General features: G+C 70.7%; 15 protein-coding genes. 1 reads left to right on the top strand and 14 read right to left on the bottom strand.

The window, feature by feature from the left end; translation table 11 throughout:
• Positions 1-130: 130 nt before the first annotated feature.
• The 6 genes from ACIQJT_RS40020 to ACIQJT_RS39995 form a co-directional block, all read right to left on the bottom strand.
• Positions 131-1,405, bottom strand: coding sequence for a prolyl oligopeptidase family serine peptidase (locus tag ACIQJT_RS40020; RefSeq protein ID WP_402650411.1), 1,275 nt, complete (start codon positions 1,403-1,405; stop codon positions 131-133).
• Between the two features lie 632 nt (positions 1,406-2,037).
• Positions 2,038-3,282, bottom strand: a complete 1,245-nt coding sequence (locus ACIQJT_RS40015; RefSeq protein ID WP_402650410.1) for an MFS transporter — start codon at positions 3,280-3,282, stop codon at positions 2,038-2,040.
• Between the two features lie 56 nt (positions 3,283-3,338).
• Positions 3,339-4,478, bottom strand: a complete 1,140-nt coding sequence (locus ACIQJT_RS40010) for a DUF5937 family protein (protein ID WP_365464684.1) — start codon at positions 4,476-4,478, stop codon at positions 3,339-3,341.
• A 145-nt stretch (positions 4,479-4,623) separates the two neighbouring features.
• Complete coding sequence (locus ACIQJT_RS40005) at positions 4,624-5,439, bottom strand: hypothetical protein (protein ID WP_402650409.1); 816 nt, start codon at positions 5,437-5,439, stop codon at positions 4,624-4,626.
• A gap of 122 nt (positions 5,440-5,561) precedes the next feature.
• Positions 5,562-6,368, bottom strand: a complete 807-nt coding sequence (locus tag ACIQJT_RS40000) for a sulfotransferase family protein (RefSeq protein WP_402650408.1) — start codon at positions 6,366-6,368, stop codon at positions 5,562-5,564.
• Between the two features lie 72 nt (positions 6,369-6,440).
• The gene (locus tag ACIQJT_RS39995) at positions 6,441-7,331 is read right to left on the bottom strand and encodes a BTAD domain-containing putative transcriptional regulator (protein ID WP_402650440.1); all 891 of its coding nucleotides are present in this window, start codon (positions 7,329-7,331) and stop codon (positions 6,441-6,443) included.
• A gap of 329 nt (positions 7,332-7,660) precedes the next feature.
• Here ACIQJT_RS39995 and ACIQJT_RS39990 point away from each other — a divergent pair, with 329 nt between their 5' ends.
• Positions 7,661-7,891, top strand: a complete 231-nt coding sequence (locus ACIQJT_RS39990) for a helix-turn-helix transcriptional regulator (RefSeq protein WP_365464676.1) — start codon at positions 7,661-7,663, stop codon at positions 7,889-7,891.
• 72 nt (positions 7,892-7,963) lie between these two features.
• Here ACIQJT_RS39990 and ACIQJT_RS39985 read toward each other — a convergent pair whose 3' ends face one another.
• The 8 genes from ACIQJT_RS39985 to ACIQJT_RS39950 are packed head-to-tail and all read right to left on the bottom strand — an operon-like array spanning position 7,964 to position 17,467.
• Positions 7,964-9,154 (bottom strand): hypothetical protein, encoded by a 1,191-nt coding sequence (locus ACIQJT_RS39985; protein ID WP_402650407.1) that lies wholly within the window; start codon positions 9,152-9,154, stop codon positions 7,964-7,966.
• Between the two features lies 1 nt (position 9,155).
• The gene (gene serS / locus ACIQJT_RS39980) at positions 9,156-10,424 is read right to left on the bottom strand and encodes a serine--tRNA ligase (RefSeq protein ID WP_365464671.1); all 1,269 of its coding nucleotides are present in this window, start codon (positions 10,422-10,424) and stop codon (positions 9,156-9,158) included.
• Entirely contained in the window at positions 10,417-11,661 is a 1,245-nt protein-coding gene (locus tag ACIQJT_RS39975; RefSeq protein ID WP_402650406.1) for a glycosyltransferase family 4 protein, read from the bottom strand. The genes serS and ACIQJT_RS39975 overlap by 8 nt, the downstream gene beginning before the upstream one ends.
• The gene (locus ACIQJT_RS39970) at positions 11,658-13,211 is read right to left on the bottom strand and encodes a GMC oxidoreductase (RefSeq protein ID WP_402650405.1); all 1,554 of its coding nucleotides are present in this window, start codon (positions 13,209-13,211) and stop codon (positions 11,658-11,660) included. Before ACIQJT_RS39970 ends, ACIQJT_RS39975 begins: the two co-directional genes overlap by 4 nt.
• Positions 13,208-13,837, bottom strand: coding sequence for a histidine phosphatase family protein (locus tag ACIQJT_RS39965; protein ID WP_402650404.1), 630 nt, complete (start codon positions 13,835-13,837; stop codon positions 13,208-13,210). Before ACIQJT_RS39965 ends, ACIQJT_RS39970 begins: the two co-directional genes overlap by 4 nt.
• Positions 13,834-15,012: a non-hydrolyzing UDP-N-acetylglucosamine 2-epimerase gene (wecB, locus tag ACIQJT_RS39960; protein ID WP_402650403.1), complete on the bottom strand. Its 1,179-nt coding sequence runs from the start codon at positions 15,010-15,012 to the stop codon at positions 13,834-13,836. The genes ACIQJT_RS39965 and wecB overlap by 4 nt, the downstream gene beginning before the upstream one ends.
• 56 nt (positions 15,013-15,068) lie before the next feature.
• Positions 15,069-16,223 (bottom strand): hypothetical protein, encoded by a 1,155-nt coding sequence (locus ACIQJT_RS39955; RefSeq protein WP_402650402.1) that lies wholly within the window; start codon positions 16,221-16,223, stop codon positions 15,069-15,071.
• Positions 16,224-16,255: 32 nt separating this feature from the next.
• The gene (locus ACIQJT_RS39950) at positions 16,256-17,467 is read right to left on the bottom strand and encodes a methionine adenosyltransferase (protein WP_402650401.1); all 1,212 of its coding nucleotides are present in this window, start codon (positions 17,465-17,467) and stop codon (positions 16,256-16,258) included.
• Positions 17,468-17,673 lie beyond the last annotated feature (206 nt).

Genomic DNA, 17,673 nt, shown 5'->3' with positions numbered 1-17,673 from the left:
TGGCTCGTCCCTCGGCGTCGGCCGGGTGGTGGATGTGTCGTCCGGTGGTCGGCAGGCTGCCTTCGTCACCATCGTGTCCGGAGTCGGACCGCCGGCAGTTTCAGCCGCCGGCGGTTCCACCTACCGTCCCTCAGTGCCGACGCTGAGCGGCCATCCACTGCCAGACATGCGTCCCGTCGATGCTGGGGTCGTTGCGAGCGACGTAGATCCACGAAAAGTGGCCGTTGAACTGCCGGCCGTTCCAGATGACGTGGTCGTAGAGCGTCATGAGCGAGCCGGGGATCACATCGTGCGCGTGGACGGTGTTGGCCTGCGCGTCCACGACGGGGTCGTCGGCGGAGGTGACGAGCCAGCTGGGGGTGCTGATCCGTGCCAGCTCGCTGTCGGGGATCAGCGGTGTGTCTCCGGACGGGAAAGGCGCGACGATCCCGCAGATCGGCACGGCCGCGGCGAACAGGGTGGGATAGACGGTGGTCATCTTCATGCTCATGTACCCGCCGTTGCTGCACCCGGCGACGTAGATCCGGGCGCGGTCGATGCGGTTCTTGCGCGCCACGTCGTTGACGATCTCGTGGATCAGGGGGGCGAAGCGGGGGCCGTCCTCCATCCAGTACGAGGTGCTCTGCGGGGCGACGACGTAGGCGCCGTCGAAGATGCGCTGGGCCTGGGGGGTGGCGAAGCCCAGGGCGCCGCGGTTGGCTCGTAGCGGGGTCTCGTTGTCGTAGTAGTTGTTGGGCAGTGAGGCGCCCTCGCCTCCGCCGTGGAGCCAGACGATCAGCGGGCGCTTCCTGTGCCGGGAGAAGTGTGACTCGGTGGGCGAGTACAGCCGGTACTTCATTCCCGAGCCGGAGATGTGTGAGCTGAACGCGTCCACCTCGGGATCGGAGAGCCGAGGGTTCTGCACGAACGTGTCGATGACGACGGATCGGTGGTCGCGCAGGACGATCGGGGTGTGCTGAGTGAGGGTGTAGACGAGGTCGAGCATCACGTTGCGACCCTCGGCCGGCAGGTAGCTGAGTGTGCTGCCTCCGATCTGGCCTTCGCCATGGCTGAGTTCGAGCACGATGTTGCCGTTGCGGTCGAGCCGGACAGCGGTCACCGTGCGGTCGAGGTCGTAGTCGGTGACAACGCCGCCGTCGGAAGCAGTGGCGAACGGCCTGGTGCCCTTGGCGTGCACGCCGAAGGTCGCGGTGGTCAGACAGGCCGGGTCGATCGGGCCGAGCCGGGCGGTCCCCAGGGTGATCGAGGTGACCTGTTCACCGCCGTCGAGCACTTGGGCGTTCAGAGTGAATCTCACGCGGGTTGGCGCACGGTCGGCGGCGTACGCGGCGACGCCGGGCAGGGACAGGCCGGCGGCGCCCACGCCGGCGGACAGCACGGTGCGACGGCTGATACGTGATGCCATGCGGACTCCTTGTGCGGGTCGGAGGCTTCACCGCGGTCCGCGCACTGAACTCGGCGGGGCCGCAGTCGCTGAGAGGAGGGAGTCGACCTCGTCTGCCGGGACTCGCACGAGCCGATCCTTGCCTCTGGTCGGTGGAGGTCGTCATGGAACGTGAAGCGGCTGACGCGGATACAGCCGGCACGAGGTCAGGAGGAGAGAGGCGCGCCAGGTGGGCGAGCCTCCGCCGGACAGACAATCGCACTGCATTGTCTGCGAGTTCGGGTCGCCACGGAAGTCGAGATGTGGCCTTGCAGGGCAGCCGTGCGACGTTCCTGGCAGAGCTGTGCGGCGATCTCACGGTTGGCCCGGCCGCGTGCCACGAGCCACAGAAGGTGATCTCGCGGGGACTGAGGGCGTCGGCGAGTTCCGCCGCGCCCGAAGTGGGCGCCGGCAGGGGGGCGCGTGTCGGCCGCCCACCGAGGCGTCGAGCTGGGTCATACCCGCGTGCGCGAGGCGGATGACCTGAGCGTGTTCGTCGGCCGGCAGGTTCGCCGCTTGAGGAAACGGAAGGTGACCCGGACCCACATGCCGCCCGCCGCCCGGCCCGTCGGGCAACGTCTGGAACTGCCTGCGCCCAGCGATGATCCGCGCAGTCACTCCGACGTGGCCGTGATCACCGCCGTTTCTTCCGGCGCCGTGACGAAGGGCTTCTGACCGGCCGGCCGCACGCCTACGCATGCGAGGGTGAGCATGGCGGTGACGGCCAGGACGACGACGGCGGCCCCCGAGAGCAGGAAGGCGCTCTTCAGTCCGGCGAGAGTGATGGCGGTGGAGGCCACAAAGGGGGAGATCGCCAGGGCTCCTGCCACCCCGGTTTCCCACAGCCCGAGTGCCTTCGCCAGGTGATGGCCCGGTATGCGCCGCTGCACCAGTGCGATCAACGGAATGTCCGTGAGGGCCGAGGCCAACCCAGTGGCGGTCAGGAATGCCGCCGCCACAGCAGGGGAGGTGACCGTTCCCAGTGGAGCCCGGAAGATCCCGAGCAGGGCCCACGCCAGCACAGCGGCCAGTGCGAGTCTGCGGATGCGCAGGCCGGCCAGGAGCAGGGCGCCGACCACTTCGGCGACCCCGGCGACGCCGAGCAGCAGACCGTACTGGCCGCCCTGTCCCACGACTGCGACCAGCCCGACGGTCAGGAAACCGTTCGTCAGGGCGAGGGCGAGCACGAACGTCACGATGACCACGAGTACGTCGGGAGCAGCCAGCACTGCCCGCAGCCCGGCGCTGAGATCGCGCCACAGTCCCGTCTGAGCGCCGGTCGGAGAGGGGCGGGTCACGCGGATGGCGGCCACGGCGGCCGCCGAACCCAGGAAGGTGAGTCCGTCCACCACCAGCACCGCCTGCAGTGAGCCGAAGGCCAGCAGCGGTGCCAGCATGAGCGGGCCGACGAAGAAGGCCGCCCGGAAGGCGACCTGTAGCAGTCCGTTGGCCTGCTGCAAGCGGTCGTCCGGCACGATCTGCGTGACGATGGCGTTTCGGGCCGGGGCGAACGGGGCGCCGATCAGCGCCAGCAGTGCCGTGGTCGCAACGAGCAGGGGCAGGTGCAGCAGGTCGAGGGAGAGCAGGAGGGAAGCCACGGCCACCACGGCGACCCGGGCCAGATCGGTGAAGATCATCAGCTTCCGACGGTCGCGGCGGTCGGCGTACGAGGCGACGACGAAGGTCGCGACGAACGCGGGCGCGAACGCGGAGACGCTCACCACGGCGACGGCCGTGGGGTCCTTCGTCAGGGACCAGGCCAGCCAGGCGGTCGCGGCGGTGTACAGGCCGTCGCCGAAGCGTGAGATGCCCTGGCCGGCGAAGAGAAGCAGGAAGTTGCGGTCCTTCAGCAGTGGCATGCGGCCACTGTCGGGTCCTGCCGGGCCCCTGATCCACTTATTAGGCAGATGGCTAATCAGTCGTGGTCGGACACGTCACCGGACCCCTCACCGGAGCCGTCGCCGTGCAGAAAGCTCTCCAGGCTGGGGGCCAGCCCTGCCAACTGTCCGGAGGCAAGCCGGTACAGGACGTAGTAGCCCTCGCGGCGGCGCTCCAGCAGGCCCGCGTCCGCCAGCACCCTCAGGTGCTTGGACAGGGCGGCCTCGCTGACCCCGACGAGCGGGGCCAACTCCTGCGTGCTGCGCGGACGTTCGGCGAGCAGTCGCAGGGCGCGCAGCCGGGTGTCGTCGGCGAGCGCGCGCAGGGTGCCGACGAGCCTGGTCGGCGGAATCCGCGGGCGGGCTTCCCGGACGATCGAGGAGACGGGGAAGACGAGCCCGAGGGGCCACGGACCGTCGCAGTTGACGCGTACGTGTGGCCACACATAGGCACTGGGGGCGAGTACGAGTGTGTCGTCCGGGCCGATGGCGACCTCGTGGTCGTGCGGCCGCTCCAGCCAGAAGCGTTCGGCCTGCGGATCGCTGCGCACCTCCGGCCACAGGCCGCGGAGCATCCCGTACAGGCCGCGCTGCTCGATCTGGTGGCCGGCCTCGCTGACGCCGGCGGCGAGTTCGGGCTCGAGCCGTGCCCATTCCTCCTCGAACGCCTCCCGCCAGTAGCGCTCCAGCATGCTCAAGAACCGCTCCAGCAGCGCGCGGGGGTCGTCGAGGAGCATCCCGGCCATCGCTTCGTCGCTGTCCCGTGCGAGGCGCTCCCGCACCAGACGGCGTACCTCCGGTTCGTCCAGCACGTGCGGATCCCTGCCCTCGCCGCCGCCCGGCCAGGGCGTGAGCAGAGGGACGGCGAACTCGAGGCGGACCAGCTCCGGATCCGCCCCGCGCAAGTCGGCCAGTCCCTCCGCGAAGTCCGCCAGGCCGCCGGTCGGCCGGGGAAACAGGAACTCGGGGAAGTACGAGCGCACCGCGTAGGAGAACGCCTCGATCTCCCGCTTCAGAGCCGGGGACAGCTTGCGCATCGCACGCACCCAGGCGTGCTGGACGGGGTGGTGCTTGGGCTCGACCAGCACGTGGAGACTCAGTACGGCCTCCATCGTCGGCGAATAGGCGAACCCCACCCGCTCCGCACCGCCGGCGGGGACCCGGAACACGATCGTCATGACCCGTCATCCTCGCCGAACGGCCTCCGCTACGAAAGCCGCGCCACCCGGTGCACCGTTGGCCTGCGCCGCGGTCACGGTGACCGGCCCCGTCCGCCGCCGTCTGCACCGGTTGCCCCGTTCGGGGCAGCGTGACGGCAGCAGGTCAACTCCGTTCGCCGAGCGCTGTTTCGAGGGTGGCGATGTGCTGTGCCTCGGCTTGCCTGCGGATGGCGGCGAAACGGCGGTCGACCATGAGGACGGGGAGGCCCCAGAGGAACCCCCAGACGCTGAAGGTGTCGACGACTCCGGTCTGGCGCAACACCGTGTTGGTCAGGACGCACAGGATGCCGCTGAGGACCCAGACGGCCGTGCGATGGCGACCCAGGAAGCGTACGGGGGCGTTCCACGGCCCGGACAGCGCCTCGACGGTAGCGGCGCGTACGACGGCCTCGCGGTCGTCGACGTTCAGGTCCCCGGTCGCCGCCTCGTCGCCGTGCCGGAGATCCACGGCCAGGGCACGGGCCTGTGCCTCGGTGTCGCGGCCCGCGACCGTGGCGGCCGCCGCTCTCATCCGCAGGTCGTCCCAGTAGCCGCGCCGCGCCCAGCGTTCCGCTGCCGCGAGCCGGTCGGCCTCGGCGGACCGCGGTGCGAGCTGCTTGAGGCGCTTGGACAGAGTGACGGCCCGCGCGGCCCGGCCCGGGTACTCGAAGGAGTCGGCACGAAGGCACAGTTCGGCGTAACCCGCCAGGAGCCCCAGGTGGTCACCGTCGAGAGCGAGTCCGGCGCGGAAGGCCTCCTCCGCGCGGTCGTCGTGTTCGTCGTCGTCCTCGGCGGCGTGCCCGAGGGCCAACCAGCAGTACAGGTCGGGGTGGGGGCCGAGCTCGTCCAGAGCTGCCTGGGCGGCCCGCCTCACGGCCGCGTTCCCTCCGGCCATGAACAGCTGCTCGCAACGCCGCTGGTACTCATCGATCGTCGTCACCCGGGCTCCCCCACTGTTGCCACCCCGTTCCGACAGGGTGTGCACATCTGCGGACCGATCTTCGCAGGTCCCGATCTCCGCGATGGACCAGGGGTGTGGCATGTCACCGCCTCGGGCATCCGTCACGTCGGGTAGCCGAGCCTCCGGAGGTTGGACTTCATGAGGCGGGTGGCTGCGGCTTTCTGCAGCGGGTTCATCTCCTGACGCCAGCGATTCGTCTTCGCCGCGTTGAAAGGCTGCCGGTACAGCTGCTGGGTGAAATAGGCTCCCTCCAGCACTACTCCGACTTCCTGTTCGGTGATGTTCTCCGGGTGCATCTGCCGTTCCTCCGTCTTCAGTCCGAGGAACTCGAAAAGACGGCGGACCTCGTCCTCGGGACGGGTGACGAGGTCTTCGAAGACGACGTGGTGGACCCGTTCGCTCAGGTCCGGTCGGGCCATCAGGTCGAAGTACGCCGAGATGCAGGCGTTCCAGTGCCGGCAGACGCTGAGGAGCGTGTCCCGCTCCGGGTTGCGCTCGCCACGGGCTCGGTAGCGGCGGTTGACGTCCAGGTGGGAGAGCACCACGTCGCGTCCGTCCCGGACCACGTTGACGAACACCGCGTCCGGCCACAGTTCGAGCAGGGTCTCGGCGGCGAGGATGTTGCTGGGTGTCTTCTCCGACAGGAAGGCGGCGTCCGGGTCGCGTTCGGTCACCTGCGTGAAGAAACCCTCGTAGAAGGCCCGGAAACCGTCGGCCAGTTGACCGGCCGTATAGTAGAAGGCCTGGCGGTCCAGGCGCCAGGGCTCGGACATGCGCCGGTACAGGTCGACGATGGCGCCGGTGTGGTCGAACTCCGGCCCACCCGCGATCGCGGAGTGGCTCACCAGGAGCTTCTGAACCAGGGAAGTGCCGGAACGAGCCGACCCTCCGACGAAGATGAAGGGCATAGAGGTTGTCTCCAGGGCGTGCGGCAGGGAAGTGCCGGTGCGGGTGAGGTGGACCGGTGACGGACTGTCGCGTCAGGAGGCACGCTGCAGTGCGCCGCGGCGACCGCCCGGTCGTGCGGTCCGGACCGGAGTGGTGCCCCGCAGGGGTGCGGTGGCGTGGGAGGTCGTGCGGGTGGGTGCGGTGTCCGCCAGGATGGCGTCGTGCAACTCGCGCAGGGGCCGCGACGGTTCGATGCCCAGGTCCTCGACCAGCAGCCGGTAGCCGCTGCGGTAGGTCGACAGTGCGGCCGAGCGGTCACCGGCTCTGCTGAGGGCCAGCATCAGCTGGTAGCGCAGCAGTTCCTGGCGGGGGTAGGCGGCCACCATCCGCCGCAGCTCGGGGATGGCCGCACGGTGGTGACCGGTCTCCAGCATCAGTCCGAAGTACTCTTCGCACGCCATCAGACGCATGTCCTCCAGCACTCCGACCTCGGCGTCCAGGGCGACCGTGCAGGCCAGCGTCTCCAGCGGCTTGCCGCGCCAGAGCTTCAACGCGTCCCCGAACAGCACGACCGCCTGATCGAGGCGGCGGTCCCGGCGGGCACGCGAGGCGTCACGGACCAGCCGGCGGAACACCTCGGTGTCCACCCGCTCGGAGTCGACGTCGAGTCGATAGCCGCGGTCCACCGTGTGCAGGCGGCAGACCGATTCGACTCCGGCGAGCATGCGCCGGATGCGGCCCACGTACAGCTGGACGTTCTTCACCGCGGACGGCGGCGGGTCGTCCCACAGGGCCTCCAGCGAACTGCGCACCGAAACGGGTCGGTTCGCGTTGAGCAGGAAATGCGCCAGCAGTGTGCGCTGCTTTCCCGGACCGAGGGGAATGCTTTTCTCCTGATGGACGACCGACAAAGGTCCGAGCAACAGGAATTGGGCGTCATTCCCGTCGGCCTCTGTGCACCCACGAAGTTCCGCAGGAGGCATCCACGTCATCTCGCATCTCCGTCGCCGGTCCTAGCGCAGGAGAATTGGTCTGCGCTCATTCCACCGTAGCGACATCGTCCCCGGAATTAAGTCACGAGAATCCGCCTCTCGCGGCCTCGCCACCTCACCGCCTCCGTCCCCGGTACCGGTGGTGGCACTGCCCGTTGTCCATCGCCGCCACGGACCGGTGTCGTTTTGAGGCGGCTTGGGAGGTTCATACCCCGGAGGCGCTTGATGCAGGGCAACTTGGTGACGGGCCTCCCTCCCCGTCCCCGCATCCCGCACGGCCAACAATGAAGGCAGACGGCCAGAGAGGAAATGGGGAGCTTGTGAGCAGTCAGGCCACGATGAACGCGTCCGCGCTCAGCGCTCGGGAGATCGAGGTGCTGAAGAACCTGGTGCAGGGCAGAACCTATTCGGCGACGGCCCGGAGAATGCAGATCAGCCCGCACACCGTCGACACCTATCTGCGCCGGATCCGCCTCAAGACCGGTGTGAACAACCGCGCGCAGCTCCTGCTGCTGGCCCTCTCGGTGGCCGGTAGCGACATCGATGCATGACGCCTGACACGGGGCGGCACGTGCGCTGGGTGAACCGGCAGCGCGCGTGCCGCCCGTGGCGTTCCCGCCGGTTCACACGACTCCGGCGAGACTGCTCACGGCTCGCGAGAGCACGACACGCCCTCCCGAGCGGGCTGCAAGCACGTCCGCGGCTTCACTGAACTCCAGCTGCTGTGGCGGGGCGGGCTGCCGCAGGGCGCGCGCGAGCAGGTCCAGGGCGCGCCGCTCGACCGCCGCGCTCGCTTCGTCCACCGCGTTGGGCACGAGGCTCCCGGCCGGCAGGAACTGCTCCCAGAAGCGCGCCGCGTGGTGCAGGCAGCCCCGTACGTTCACGCCGCGCAGGAAGGGCGCCACAAGTTCGTCGGTGAGCTGGCGGACATGCCGGCGCGGGCCACGACTGCCCGGCCGCACCCCGCTGAGGGCGAGCAGGGCGAGAGTGCGGCAGCGGTCGTTGAGCACGCCGCCGTCCGCGACGCCGACCAGGTACAGGGGTGACAGCAGGTCGTGGTACGCCTCCTGCCCTCCGGCCGCCGCCCAGGCCATCCGCTCGAACGAGAAGCCGCAGTCTATGACCGAGAAGTCCGGGGCGGTCGGGCCGTCCACCTCGAAGTACCAGTTGATCTCGCCGAGTTCGATGCCGCCGCTGTTCACGTCGGCCCGGATCCCCCGGTAGGGGCCGTAGGCGCATTCCTCGTCGGTGAGCGCGACGGTGATCTCTCGGGCGTGCAGACCGATGGCCGACAGCCCGTCCAGCCACAGGTCGAGGTGTGCGGGCACACGGTCCACCAGGTCCCCCTCCCCTGTCTCCAGGGAGGAGAGGTTGACGAACGACGAGGAGACGCCCTCTTCTCGGCCGGCGCCGGGCAGGTATCGCCACCGGACGCACGGCTGGGAAAGGATCTGGGTGCCCTGGGGCGGCGGTGCCCCGTCGTGCACGACGGGGTCGAGGTACTGCAGTGCGGAGACGATCAGGTCGGTGTCGCGGGCCACGCCGGTGGGGTCGATGGCGAAGGGCGTCAGGCCCCTGCCGCGGAACACGGCGTGCATCCGCTGCCACTGGGCCGGGACCGGACGGGCCGGCGGGCGGCCGGCGTCCGCCCCGGGGACGGACGCCGTGCCCGGACACCACGGGCTGCCGCACGCCGCCGCCTTCTTGGCGAAGTACCGGCGTCCGCAGTGCGTACACCGGCTCTGCCGCCAGTTGCGTGGGCCCAGGTATTCCGCGAGGGCGCGGGCGAAGGCGGCTGCGGGCGGACGTGTCATGTCAGTGGACCTTCGGGCGCTGTTCCTGCACGGGACGGACGGTGATCACCTCGGTGCCGAGGTAGGGCACCAGGAGTTCGGGGACGCGGACGGAGCCGTCCTCCTGCTGGCAGTTCTCCAGGATGGCCAGGATGAGACGGTCGCAGAACCCGGTGGCGGAGATGGTGTGGGGGAAGCCCTTCTCCCCGCCGATCTTGAAGCGGATGCGTCCTCGTCGGGCCTGGTAGTCACCCATGTTGGTGTTGGACGTCATCTCGCGGTACCGGCCCTGGGACGGCAGCCATGCCTCGGTGTCGTACTTGATCCGGCCGGGCGCGCCGAGGTCCTTGGAGCCGGTCAGCACGACCTGGTAGGGAATGCCGAGCTCCGTCATCAGCCATTCCTCGTTCTCGAGGCACAGCTGGTGGTAGTGCTCGCTGTCCTCCGGACGGCAGTAGATGAACTGCTCGAGCTTGTAGAACTGGTGGACGCGCAGGATGCCGGCGGTGTCGCGGCCGTAGGAGCCGGCCTCGGTGCGGAAGCACATCGAGTCGCCCAGGTAGAGCAGCGGAAGCCGGTCGAGGGTCTCGCCGACGTGCATGCCCAGCAGTGCCTGCTCGCTGGTGCCGATCAGCGTCAGGTCGTCGTCGACGGCGAAGTTGTCCTTGCTCTGGAACGGCAGGTAGCCGGAGGCGAAGAGGGTCTCCCGGCGGGCCAGGTAGGGCGGGGAGACCAGCTCGAATCCCTGCCGGCGGGCCCGCTTGACGAAGAGGTCGGTGAGCGCGTAGCGCATCTGCACGGCCTCGTTCATGAGCAGGTAGAAGCGGGAGCCTGCGACGTTGACCCCGTGCGGGATGTCGATGGTGGCGGTGAGCCGGCCGATCTCCTCGTGGGGGCGCGGCTCGAACCCCAGGGCGGGCGGCTCGCCGACCTTGCGGACGATCTGGTTGTCCTCCTCCCCTCCGACGGGGACCCGCTCGTCGAGCATGTTCGGCAGCCAGGAGAGGACCTCGCGCAGTTCGGCCTCGGCCTTCTCCGCCTCGGCCTCGCGACGGGACCGTTCTTCCTTCAGGGCGACGGCACGACGGCGGTGTTCGTCCTTGTCGGTGGCGTTCTTCCACTGCTGGCCGAGCACGGTGATCTCGTGCCGTGTCTCGTCGAGCCGTCCGATGGCGGCCCGGCGCTCGCGGTCGAGGCGGACGATGCGCTCGATGTCGATGTCGTAGCCCCGGTCGGCGCAGTTTCGGACGACCTCGTCCTGGTGCTGGAGCACGTAGTTCAGGTCAAGCACGGGAATTCCTCACATTGTTTCTCTGGCCGTGGGCTGAGGCACCATGCCTCGGAGCCAGCAAGGCCTGGTAGGCGGCGTACTCCGCATCAGCCACGGTGCTCCAAGAACAGTAACGGCTGGCGAAACGGAGGGCTTCTTCCGACCCTCTCAACTGCGCCTCGTCGGTAAGGAGTTGGTCAAGTCGTCGGGCCATGGCCCGGGCCGATCCGTAGCGCACCGTACTCACCGCGGGTGTGTCCCCGTACACCAGTCGGGCGAAGGGAACGTCGTAGCAGACCGCAGGGAGGCCGCAGCCGAGAGCCTCCAGCAGGCACAGGGAGAAGGTGTCGGCCGATCGCGAGGGGTAGCAGAAGGTCCGGGCCGAGCCCAGGAGCCGGTACTTCTCGTCACCGGTGAGCCAGCCGGCCAAGTGGATCGCGTCGCGCAGGCCGAGCCGGTCACGGGCGGCGAGGTAGGCGCGCTCGACGCGGCGGCTCTCGAAGGAGCCGATCACCACCATGCGCGCTCCGGGGCGGACCCTGCGCAGGTGCCGCATCACGCGGAGGGTGTCGAACAGCCCTTTGCCCTTGGTGAGTTTGGCCATGAAGGCTACGTCGTAGCGGGTTTCGGCGGGTTGCGCGGCGGTGATCGCGGACAGGTCCACCGCGTAGCCCGGGATGGCCCGTGCGGTCGGGGCCCCGGGGAAGTAGCCCTCCAGGTAGTGGTCGACGGTCTCGTTGATGACGACCCGGGGCAGGGTGCGCATCAGGCCGACCTGGTGGACGTGGGTGAGCAGGTACCGCCAGGCGTGGCCGCGGCGCTCACCGGGCAGGCGGCGCAGCAGGTCCCAGGTGAACGACCGGGTGGGCCGGGACACCGCGTCCAGGAACGGCACCGAGTGCGGCATGACCGCGAACGGCACGCCGAGCCGGGCCAGGACCGGTGGCAGCGCGTGCATCAGGTCCCAGATCTCGCGGTAGAGGACCACCAGGTCGGGCCGGTCCTGCGCAACCGCTTCGCGGATCCGGTTCACCAGCGCGGGCAGGTCCCTGACCCGCCAGCCGTCGAGGGCGAACGGCACCACGCGGGTGGACACCTCACTGTCCGCCAGGGCGCGGCCGCAGACGGCGTCGGCCGGGCCCAGCGCGATGAGCGAGACCTCGGCCCGCCGCGCGAGGTGGGGCAGTACGTGGGCGAGGCGGGTCACGGGTCCACGGCCGCTCTCCACGTCCACGTCGCTGATCAGCATGATTCTCATGGGGTTGGGTGCTCCAGTCGGCCTGCGCGGGCGGCGTCGGCCAGCAAGTGGGCTGCGCGGGTGGCCAGGGCCATGATCGTCAGGGTCGGGTTCTGCCAGCCGGGGGTGGTGAAGGCGGCCCCGTCCGCGACGAGCACGTTCGGGGCTTCCCACAGCCGGTTGGCCGCATCGGTCACGGAACGGTCGGGGGTGGTGCCCATGGCCGCGCCGCCCAGTTCGTGGACGGAGGTGCCGGGCACGGCGGGCGCGTCCGTGACGTCGGTGACGTCCCAGCCCGCCGCCGCGGCCATCTCGGCCATCGTGGCGGCCTGTTCGGCGGCCAGCTCACGCTCCTCGGCGCCGTAGCGCAGACGGATGCGGGCCTGGGGGATGCCCCAGGCGTCGGGGGCGTCGGCGAGCTGGACGCGGTTGTCCCGGCGGGCGGGGATCTCCCCGCAGGACCACAGGCGAAACGGTGTGGTGCCGGCCGCCGCGGACGCCGCCCAGTCGGCGCTGCGGGCGCTCAGGGGCAGGACTTCGGGGGCCAGGAGGGTGATGCCGTAGCCGGGCCGTTCCCGCTCGTCGCCGAAGTGGGGCACGTGACTCACCGGCACGAACCCCGGGGCGGCCGACGGCTGCGGCGCGGTGCCGGCCCCCGGCAGCGTGCCGCTGACGGACGGGCCGCTGAGGTGGTCGCAGAAGTAGCGTCCCAGCAGGTCGTGCCGATTGCCCAGGCCGTCGGGGTGCTGTGGGGTGCGGGTGTTCAGCAGGATGCGGACGGACTCCACCGCGGAGGCGCACAGCAGGATCGCCCGGGCCCGCCGCCGGTGCCAGCGGCCGGTGAGCCGGTCGGCGAAGACGACCCCCCGCGCGCGTCCCCCCGCCGGGTCGAGTTCCAGGTGGGAGACGACGGCGTTGGTGCGCAGGGCGGTCCGTCCGGTGTCCAGGGCGGCCGTCAGCACCGCGTCGGCGTCCGCGCGGGCCACGCGCCCGGCCAGGACCTGTCGCTGCGGCCACCGAGCGGCGAGCATGTCGGCGAGCTGCCGCTCCGCGTGCGACGGCCGCCGGTCGTCGACGCTCCGCGGAGCCGGCGCGGCCGGGGAGTGCTCGCCCCCGCCCGTGACCCGCATGAAGGACTCGACGCGTTCGTAGAAGGGGGCCAGGTCCCGGTGTCCGAGAGGCCAGGCCCGTGGCGTGTCCCCGGGCGCGGGACGGGCGGTGAACTCCCGGTCCGACATGCGCAGGCTCACCCCGGCCCACAGGTGAAGCCGGCCGCCGAGCTGCCGGCCCCTGAACCAGTGGAAGGGGGCGTCCTCGTCCGTCTGGTACGGGTGTTCGGCGTCGTCGACGAACAGGTGGGCCGTCATGGGCTCGTAAGCCGAGCACAGGGACTGCACCGACTGACGGCGCGCGCTGTGCACGGCCCGGTCCACCCGGTGGTCGCCGGGCAGCAGCGGGCCGGCCTCCAGGACCAGCACGCGCGCGCCCCGCTCGGCGAGCGTGCGGGCGGCCCAACCGCCCGCGGCCCCCGAACCGACGACGATGGCGTCGTAGTCGTCCGTGTCGCTCATCGTCCGGCCGCCTCGGGCACCGCCGCTAGACCGAGGCGCTCACCGGCATCGCTCAGGAGGCGCGTCAGCTCGTCGTCGTCCAGGACGACCGGCTCCAGACAGGGGGCTTCCGGCAGGAAGGGCTGGGCCAGACGCTCCCCGGGAGGCGCCGTCATCAGCCAGCGCACCACCGAACCCAGCAGGCCGTGGCCCACCACCAGACGGGGACCGGGCACTTCGAGACAGGCGGACAGCCCGCTCAGCATCCGGGCGACCGCCCCGCTCCAGGACTCGCCGGCGCCCGGCGGGGTGGCGTCCCGGCCCGCTTCGGCGAGCCAGTTCCCGTACCGGGTCCACGGGCCCCCTTCGAAGACGCCGTAGTCGATCTCGTCGAGCCGGTGGTCGCTGCGCAGGACGACGTGCCGGTCGCCGAGGAGTGCGTGCGCCGTCTGCCGGGTGCGGGTGAAGCCACTGGTGACGCAGGTGGCGACGGTGTCCAGCCACGGGGCCGACAGGGCGTGGCAGGAGGCCGTGCCCTCCGCGTCGAGGGGCACGTCCACCTTCACGGAACCGTTGACGACGTGACGGGCGCTGTACGCCGTCCGCGCGTGCCGGACGAGGTAGGTGGTGTGCCTGGCGGAGGTCATCGCGGTGTTCCTTCGTTCGTCAGCAGGGGTTCGTACTCGCTCAGTGGCCCGTCGCCGAGCCCCAGCAGTCCGGCGACCGCGGCGATGCAGCGGCCGGTGGCGCGCCCGTCACCGAACGGGCTGACCGCGGCCGCCATCCGTGCGTGCCGGTGGGGGTCGTCCCACAGGGCTTCCACGGCGGCGCGCACCTGCTGCGGTTCCGTGCCCACCAGCGCCACCCCGCCCGTGGCGGTGGCTTCCTGCCGCTCCGTCACCTCCCGCAGCACCAGCGCCGGCGTGTGCAGGCCGGTGCACTCCTCCTGCACTCCCCCGGAGTCCGTCACCACGATGTGCGCCCTGCGGATCAGGCGCAGGAAGGTGGAGTACGGCTGGGGCCCCACGGTCACGATGTTGGACCGGCCGCGCAGTGCGGGCAGCAGCGCGTCGCGGACCCGCGGGTTGGGGTGTACGCAGGCGACGATCAGCATCTCGGGGTGCCGGTCGGCGAGTTCGGCGAAGGTGCGGGCGATTCTGCTCATCGCGGTGCCCCACGACTCACGGCGGTGGACGGTCAGGAGCACCATGCGGCGGGGGTCTCGGTCCAGGACGTCCAGCGCGGGATCGGCCCAGGCGTCGGCCGAGCCGAGCTGGAGGTGCATGGCGTCCAGCACGGTGTTGCCGGTGACGACCACGGTGGACGGGTCCACGCCCTCGTCGAGGAGGTTGTCGCGGGCCTGGGGTGTCGGAGCGAGGTGGAGGTTGGTCACCAGGGAGGTGACCCGGCGGTTGATCTCCTCCGGGTAGGGGGCCCAGCGGTTGCCCGAGCGCAGGCCGGCCTCGACGTGGACCAGGGGCACCATCCGGTAGAACGCCGCCAGGCTGGCGCCCAGGGTGGTGGTGGTGTCCCCGTGGGTGAGCAGTGCCTGCGGACGGTACCGGGACAGCACCTCGTCGACGCCGGTGAGGACGGCGCCCGTGAGTTCGGCGAGGGTGTGCCGCTCGCGTCGGACGCCCAGGGTGATGTCGGCCTCGACGCCGAACTCCGCCAGCGCCTGTTCGACCATGTCGGTGTGCTGCCCCGTGGTCACCACCAGCGCGCGGAACTCCTCGCGTGCGGCGAATCCCTTGATCAGGGGAGCCATCTTGATGGCCTCCGGCCGGGTGCCGAAGACGAGCGCGACGGTCCGCCGCTGCATGTGGGTCACTCCTTCGCGATGGGGCCGTGCGCCCGGGCGTCCTGCTCCGCCCGCTGTCACACCAGCAGCCGGATCCACTCCCGGGGTAGGGGCTGCCCGCGGGCCACCCGGTCGTGGAAGGTCAGGGCCTGATGGGCGAACATCGCGCACCAGGTGTTGCCGTGGCCGGCCACCGCGGACGCACGGGACACGGCGGGCTCGGCGGGCTCGGCGGGCTCGGCGGGACGGGTGCCGCCGTCCTCGAACGGCAGTGCCCCCAGGGGCGAGACCATCGCCGTCAGCCGCCGGGCGAGCAGGGGGAGCGCGTGCCTGCCCGCGGTGTCCAGCCGGTCCTGCGCGGCCAGTACGCATCCGACGCGCAGCATCTGGGCGATGACGTCGCTGCGTACTCGGCTGTCCGGCTGCCGGGCGTACTCGGGCAGGACGCCGTCGGCGACGTGTGCCAGCAGCAGGGCGTAGGACTCCTCCAACTGCCCCCGGTAGGCGTGGTGTCCGGCCAGCTCCGCCTGCAGGAGTCCTTCCAGTGCGTACAGCGCCGGGTGGCTCATCGCGGGCAGTCCCGCCACGAGGCCGGGCGCGTGGCGGTGCAGGGTGGCCGTCGCCGCCGCGGTGAGGGACGGCGTCTCGGTGCCGCGCGCCAGCGCCAGCACTCCCCCGGCGACCTTGAGCAGATGCGGGCCCGCCGTGGTCGACCAGCGCGGTGGCGGTGCCGGGGCCCCGGGGTGGGGCAGGCACGCCAGCCAGCTGCCGTCGCGGTCCCGCAGCCGGTCCAGCAACGCGGCGGTCCTGGCCAACGGCGCCCAGGCGTCCGACTGCTCGGCCCCGGGGCCTGCCGGAAGCGCGGCCGCGAGTCCCCGGTGGACCATGCCCAGGTCGAAGGCGAACAGGGCGTGGTTGCGCCACTCGTCGGCCGGCTCGGCCGCGGGGCGGAGGTAACGGCGCGTGCGCGGGCCCCGCTCCGCGGCCAGTTCCCGTGCGAGCCGGCCGATCACCCCGGCCCGGACGGCGTCGGCCTGCGCGGCCTGCGGCGCGCCCGTGGCTTCGAGGAAGGACAGCCAGGTCAGGTAGTACCCGGCGATCTCCGGATAGACGTAGTCGTGGTCCGGGCCGCAGACGCTCCCCCGGACTCCGCCGGCGTGCGGGCCGGTGGTGACGAGGGGGCGGTCCAGGAGCCAGTCCGCCAGGGCCGTTGCCGTGGCGGGAGGCGTCACGGCCCGTGCGGATGCCGTATCGGTGCGCATCGTCAGTAGAGCCGGATCGATGCGGAGAGGAGGTCGTCGGTGATGCCGGTGACGTTGGACAGCACCGACTTGACGGTGACCTCCACCAGGTTGGCGTCGACGGGGCCCTCGTGGGCGACCACGACCTCCCAGGGGTCGTCGAGAGCACGCCCGGCCTGCCCGACCACCCAGACGCGGAAGCCGGTGTCGAAGGCCGCGGCGAGTTCGTCCGCGATGCGCTGCGCGGCCACGGTGTAGATCTTGCCGGTGTGGTAGACCGGGTTCTTCCCGCAGACCCCCTCCATGGTGTACGGACGGGCGGTGGCGATCAGTCCGTTGGCGCGGTTGCCGCGGCCGACCAGTCCCTCGTCGCCGCTCTCGATGGAGGAGCCGGTGGCGGTGAGGTACAGCTCCGGGATGTCGTACTTGTCGCGGGTGTTGGTGAACAGCTCGACGGTGTGACCGGGCAGCATCCGCGCCGCGAGGTCCAGGACGATGGCGCGGGCGGTCTCGATGTTCGCCGCGTACGCCGCGAGGTCCTGGACCTCGTCGGCGATCTGGGGCAGGCACATCGTCAGGTCGAGGCTCGTGCCCCTGCGTACGGCGAGCACCTTGATGTCGGTGCCGAGCCACGGCAGATCGTGTTCCTCGTGGAGCTCCTTCTCGACCTGGAGCACGAAGGTCTCCAGCGGGCTCAGAGGTGCGTAGGCGGTACCGATCGACGTGTCGTTGCAGACCAGGTGCGTCAGTTCGCGCAGGTCGGACAGGTCGCGCGGCGCGAACCAGTGCCGGCGGTAGGACTCCTTGTCGGAGGAGGCGTCGACCTGGCCCGGGCTGCTGCCGCTGCTGAGGTTCCACAGGAAGGTCAGGTCCTGCTCCGGGTCGATCTTCGGCAGCCTGGCTCCGAGGAACTCCCGGGTGGCGCTGACGATGATGTCCTCGACGGGGATGTCCTCGTCACCGAAACGGTTGCTCGTCCGGCCGTTGACCAGGACGCGGATGGGCGAGGTCATGCGGCCGCGGCCGAAGTCCACCTCGCTGCGGCCGCCGAGGAGACCCACCTTGTCGAAGTTGTGGTGCAGGACCGCACCGAACCGTTCCCGCGTGTAACGGGAATACGCGACAGAGAGTGCTTCCGCCAGTCCGTCGGAAAGCGAGTCCGGGTGGCCCGTCCCTTTCCGCTCGACGACCTCGATATCGGCGACGGGGCCGGCCTCGATGAGGTTGAACCGCATGACTGCTCTCCTATGGCAAGGCGAATGGGAGGGCGTCCGGGCCAAGTGGCCCCGAACACAGGCCAATTGTTGGCAGCGGCCCGAGGAGGGTGTCAAGCACGAGAGCGAGGGGCGGATTCTTTGTATTCCGCGAATATACCGGCGCCGCTTAGCGTGTTGACCATGATGGATCCAATGGCCGCTGACGTGCGACGACTTCGCCAGTC

This window comes from Streptomyces sp. NPDC091972, assembly GCF_044756385.1.
Lineage (GTDB): Bacteria > Actinomycetota > Actinomycetes > Streptomycetales > Streptomycetaceae > Streptomyces.
This window is presented reverse-complemented; position numbering and strand designations above follow the sequence as displayed.

Excerpts from the sequence above, each read along its gene's own strand:
- ACIQJT_RS40020 (WP_402650411.1), bottom strand. The coding sequence starts at position 1,405 with ATGGCATCACGTATCAGCCGTCGCACCGTGCTGTCCGCCGGCGTGGGC.
- ACIQJT_RS40015 (WP_402650410.1), bottom strand. The coding sequence starts at position 3,282 with ATGCCACTGCTGAAGGACCGCAACTTCCTGCTTCTCTTCGCCGGCCAG.
- ACIQJT_RS40010 (WP_365464684.1), bottom strand. The coding sequence starts at position 4,478 with ATGACGATCGTGTTCCGGGTCCCCGCCGGCGGTGCGGAGCGGGTGGGG.
- ACIQJT_RS40000 (WP_402650408.1), bottom strand. The coding sequence starts at position 6,368 with ATGCCCTTCATCTTCGTCGGAGGGTCGGCTCGTTCCGGCACTTCCCTG.
- ACIQJT_RS39995 (WP_402650440.1), bottom strand. The coding sequence starts at position 7,331 with ATGCCTCCTGCGGAACTTCGTGGGTGCACAGAGGCCGACGGGAATGAC.
- ACIQJT_RS39985 (WP_402650407.1), bottom strand. The coding sequence starts at position 9,154 with ATGACACGTCCGCCCGCAGCCGCCTTCGCCCGCGCCCTCGCGGAATAC.
- ACIQJT_RS39975 (WP_402650406.1), bottom strand. The coding sequence starts at position 11,661 with ATGAGAATCATGCTGATCAGCGACGTGGACGTGGAGAGCGGCCGTGGA.
- ACIQJT_RS39970 (WP_402650405.1), bottom strand. The coding sequence starts at position 13,211 with ATGAGCGACACGGACGACTACGACGCCATCGTCGTCGGTTCGGGGGCC.
- ACIQJT_RS39965 (WP_402650404.1), bottom strand. The coding sequence starts at position 13,837 with ATGACCTCCGCCAGGCACACCACCTACCTCGTCCGGCACGCGCGGACG.
- wecB (WP_402650403.1), bottom strand. The coding sequence starts at position 15,012 with ATGCAGCGGCGGACCGTCGCGCTCGTCTTCGGCACCCGGCCGGAGGCC.
- ACIQJT_RS39950 (WP_402650401.1), bottom strand. The coding sequence starts at position 17,467 with ATGCGGTTCAACCTCATCGAGGCCGGCCCCGTCGCCGATATCGAGGTC.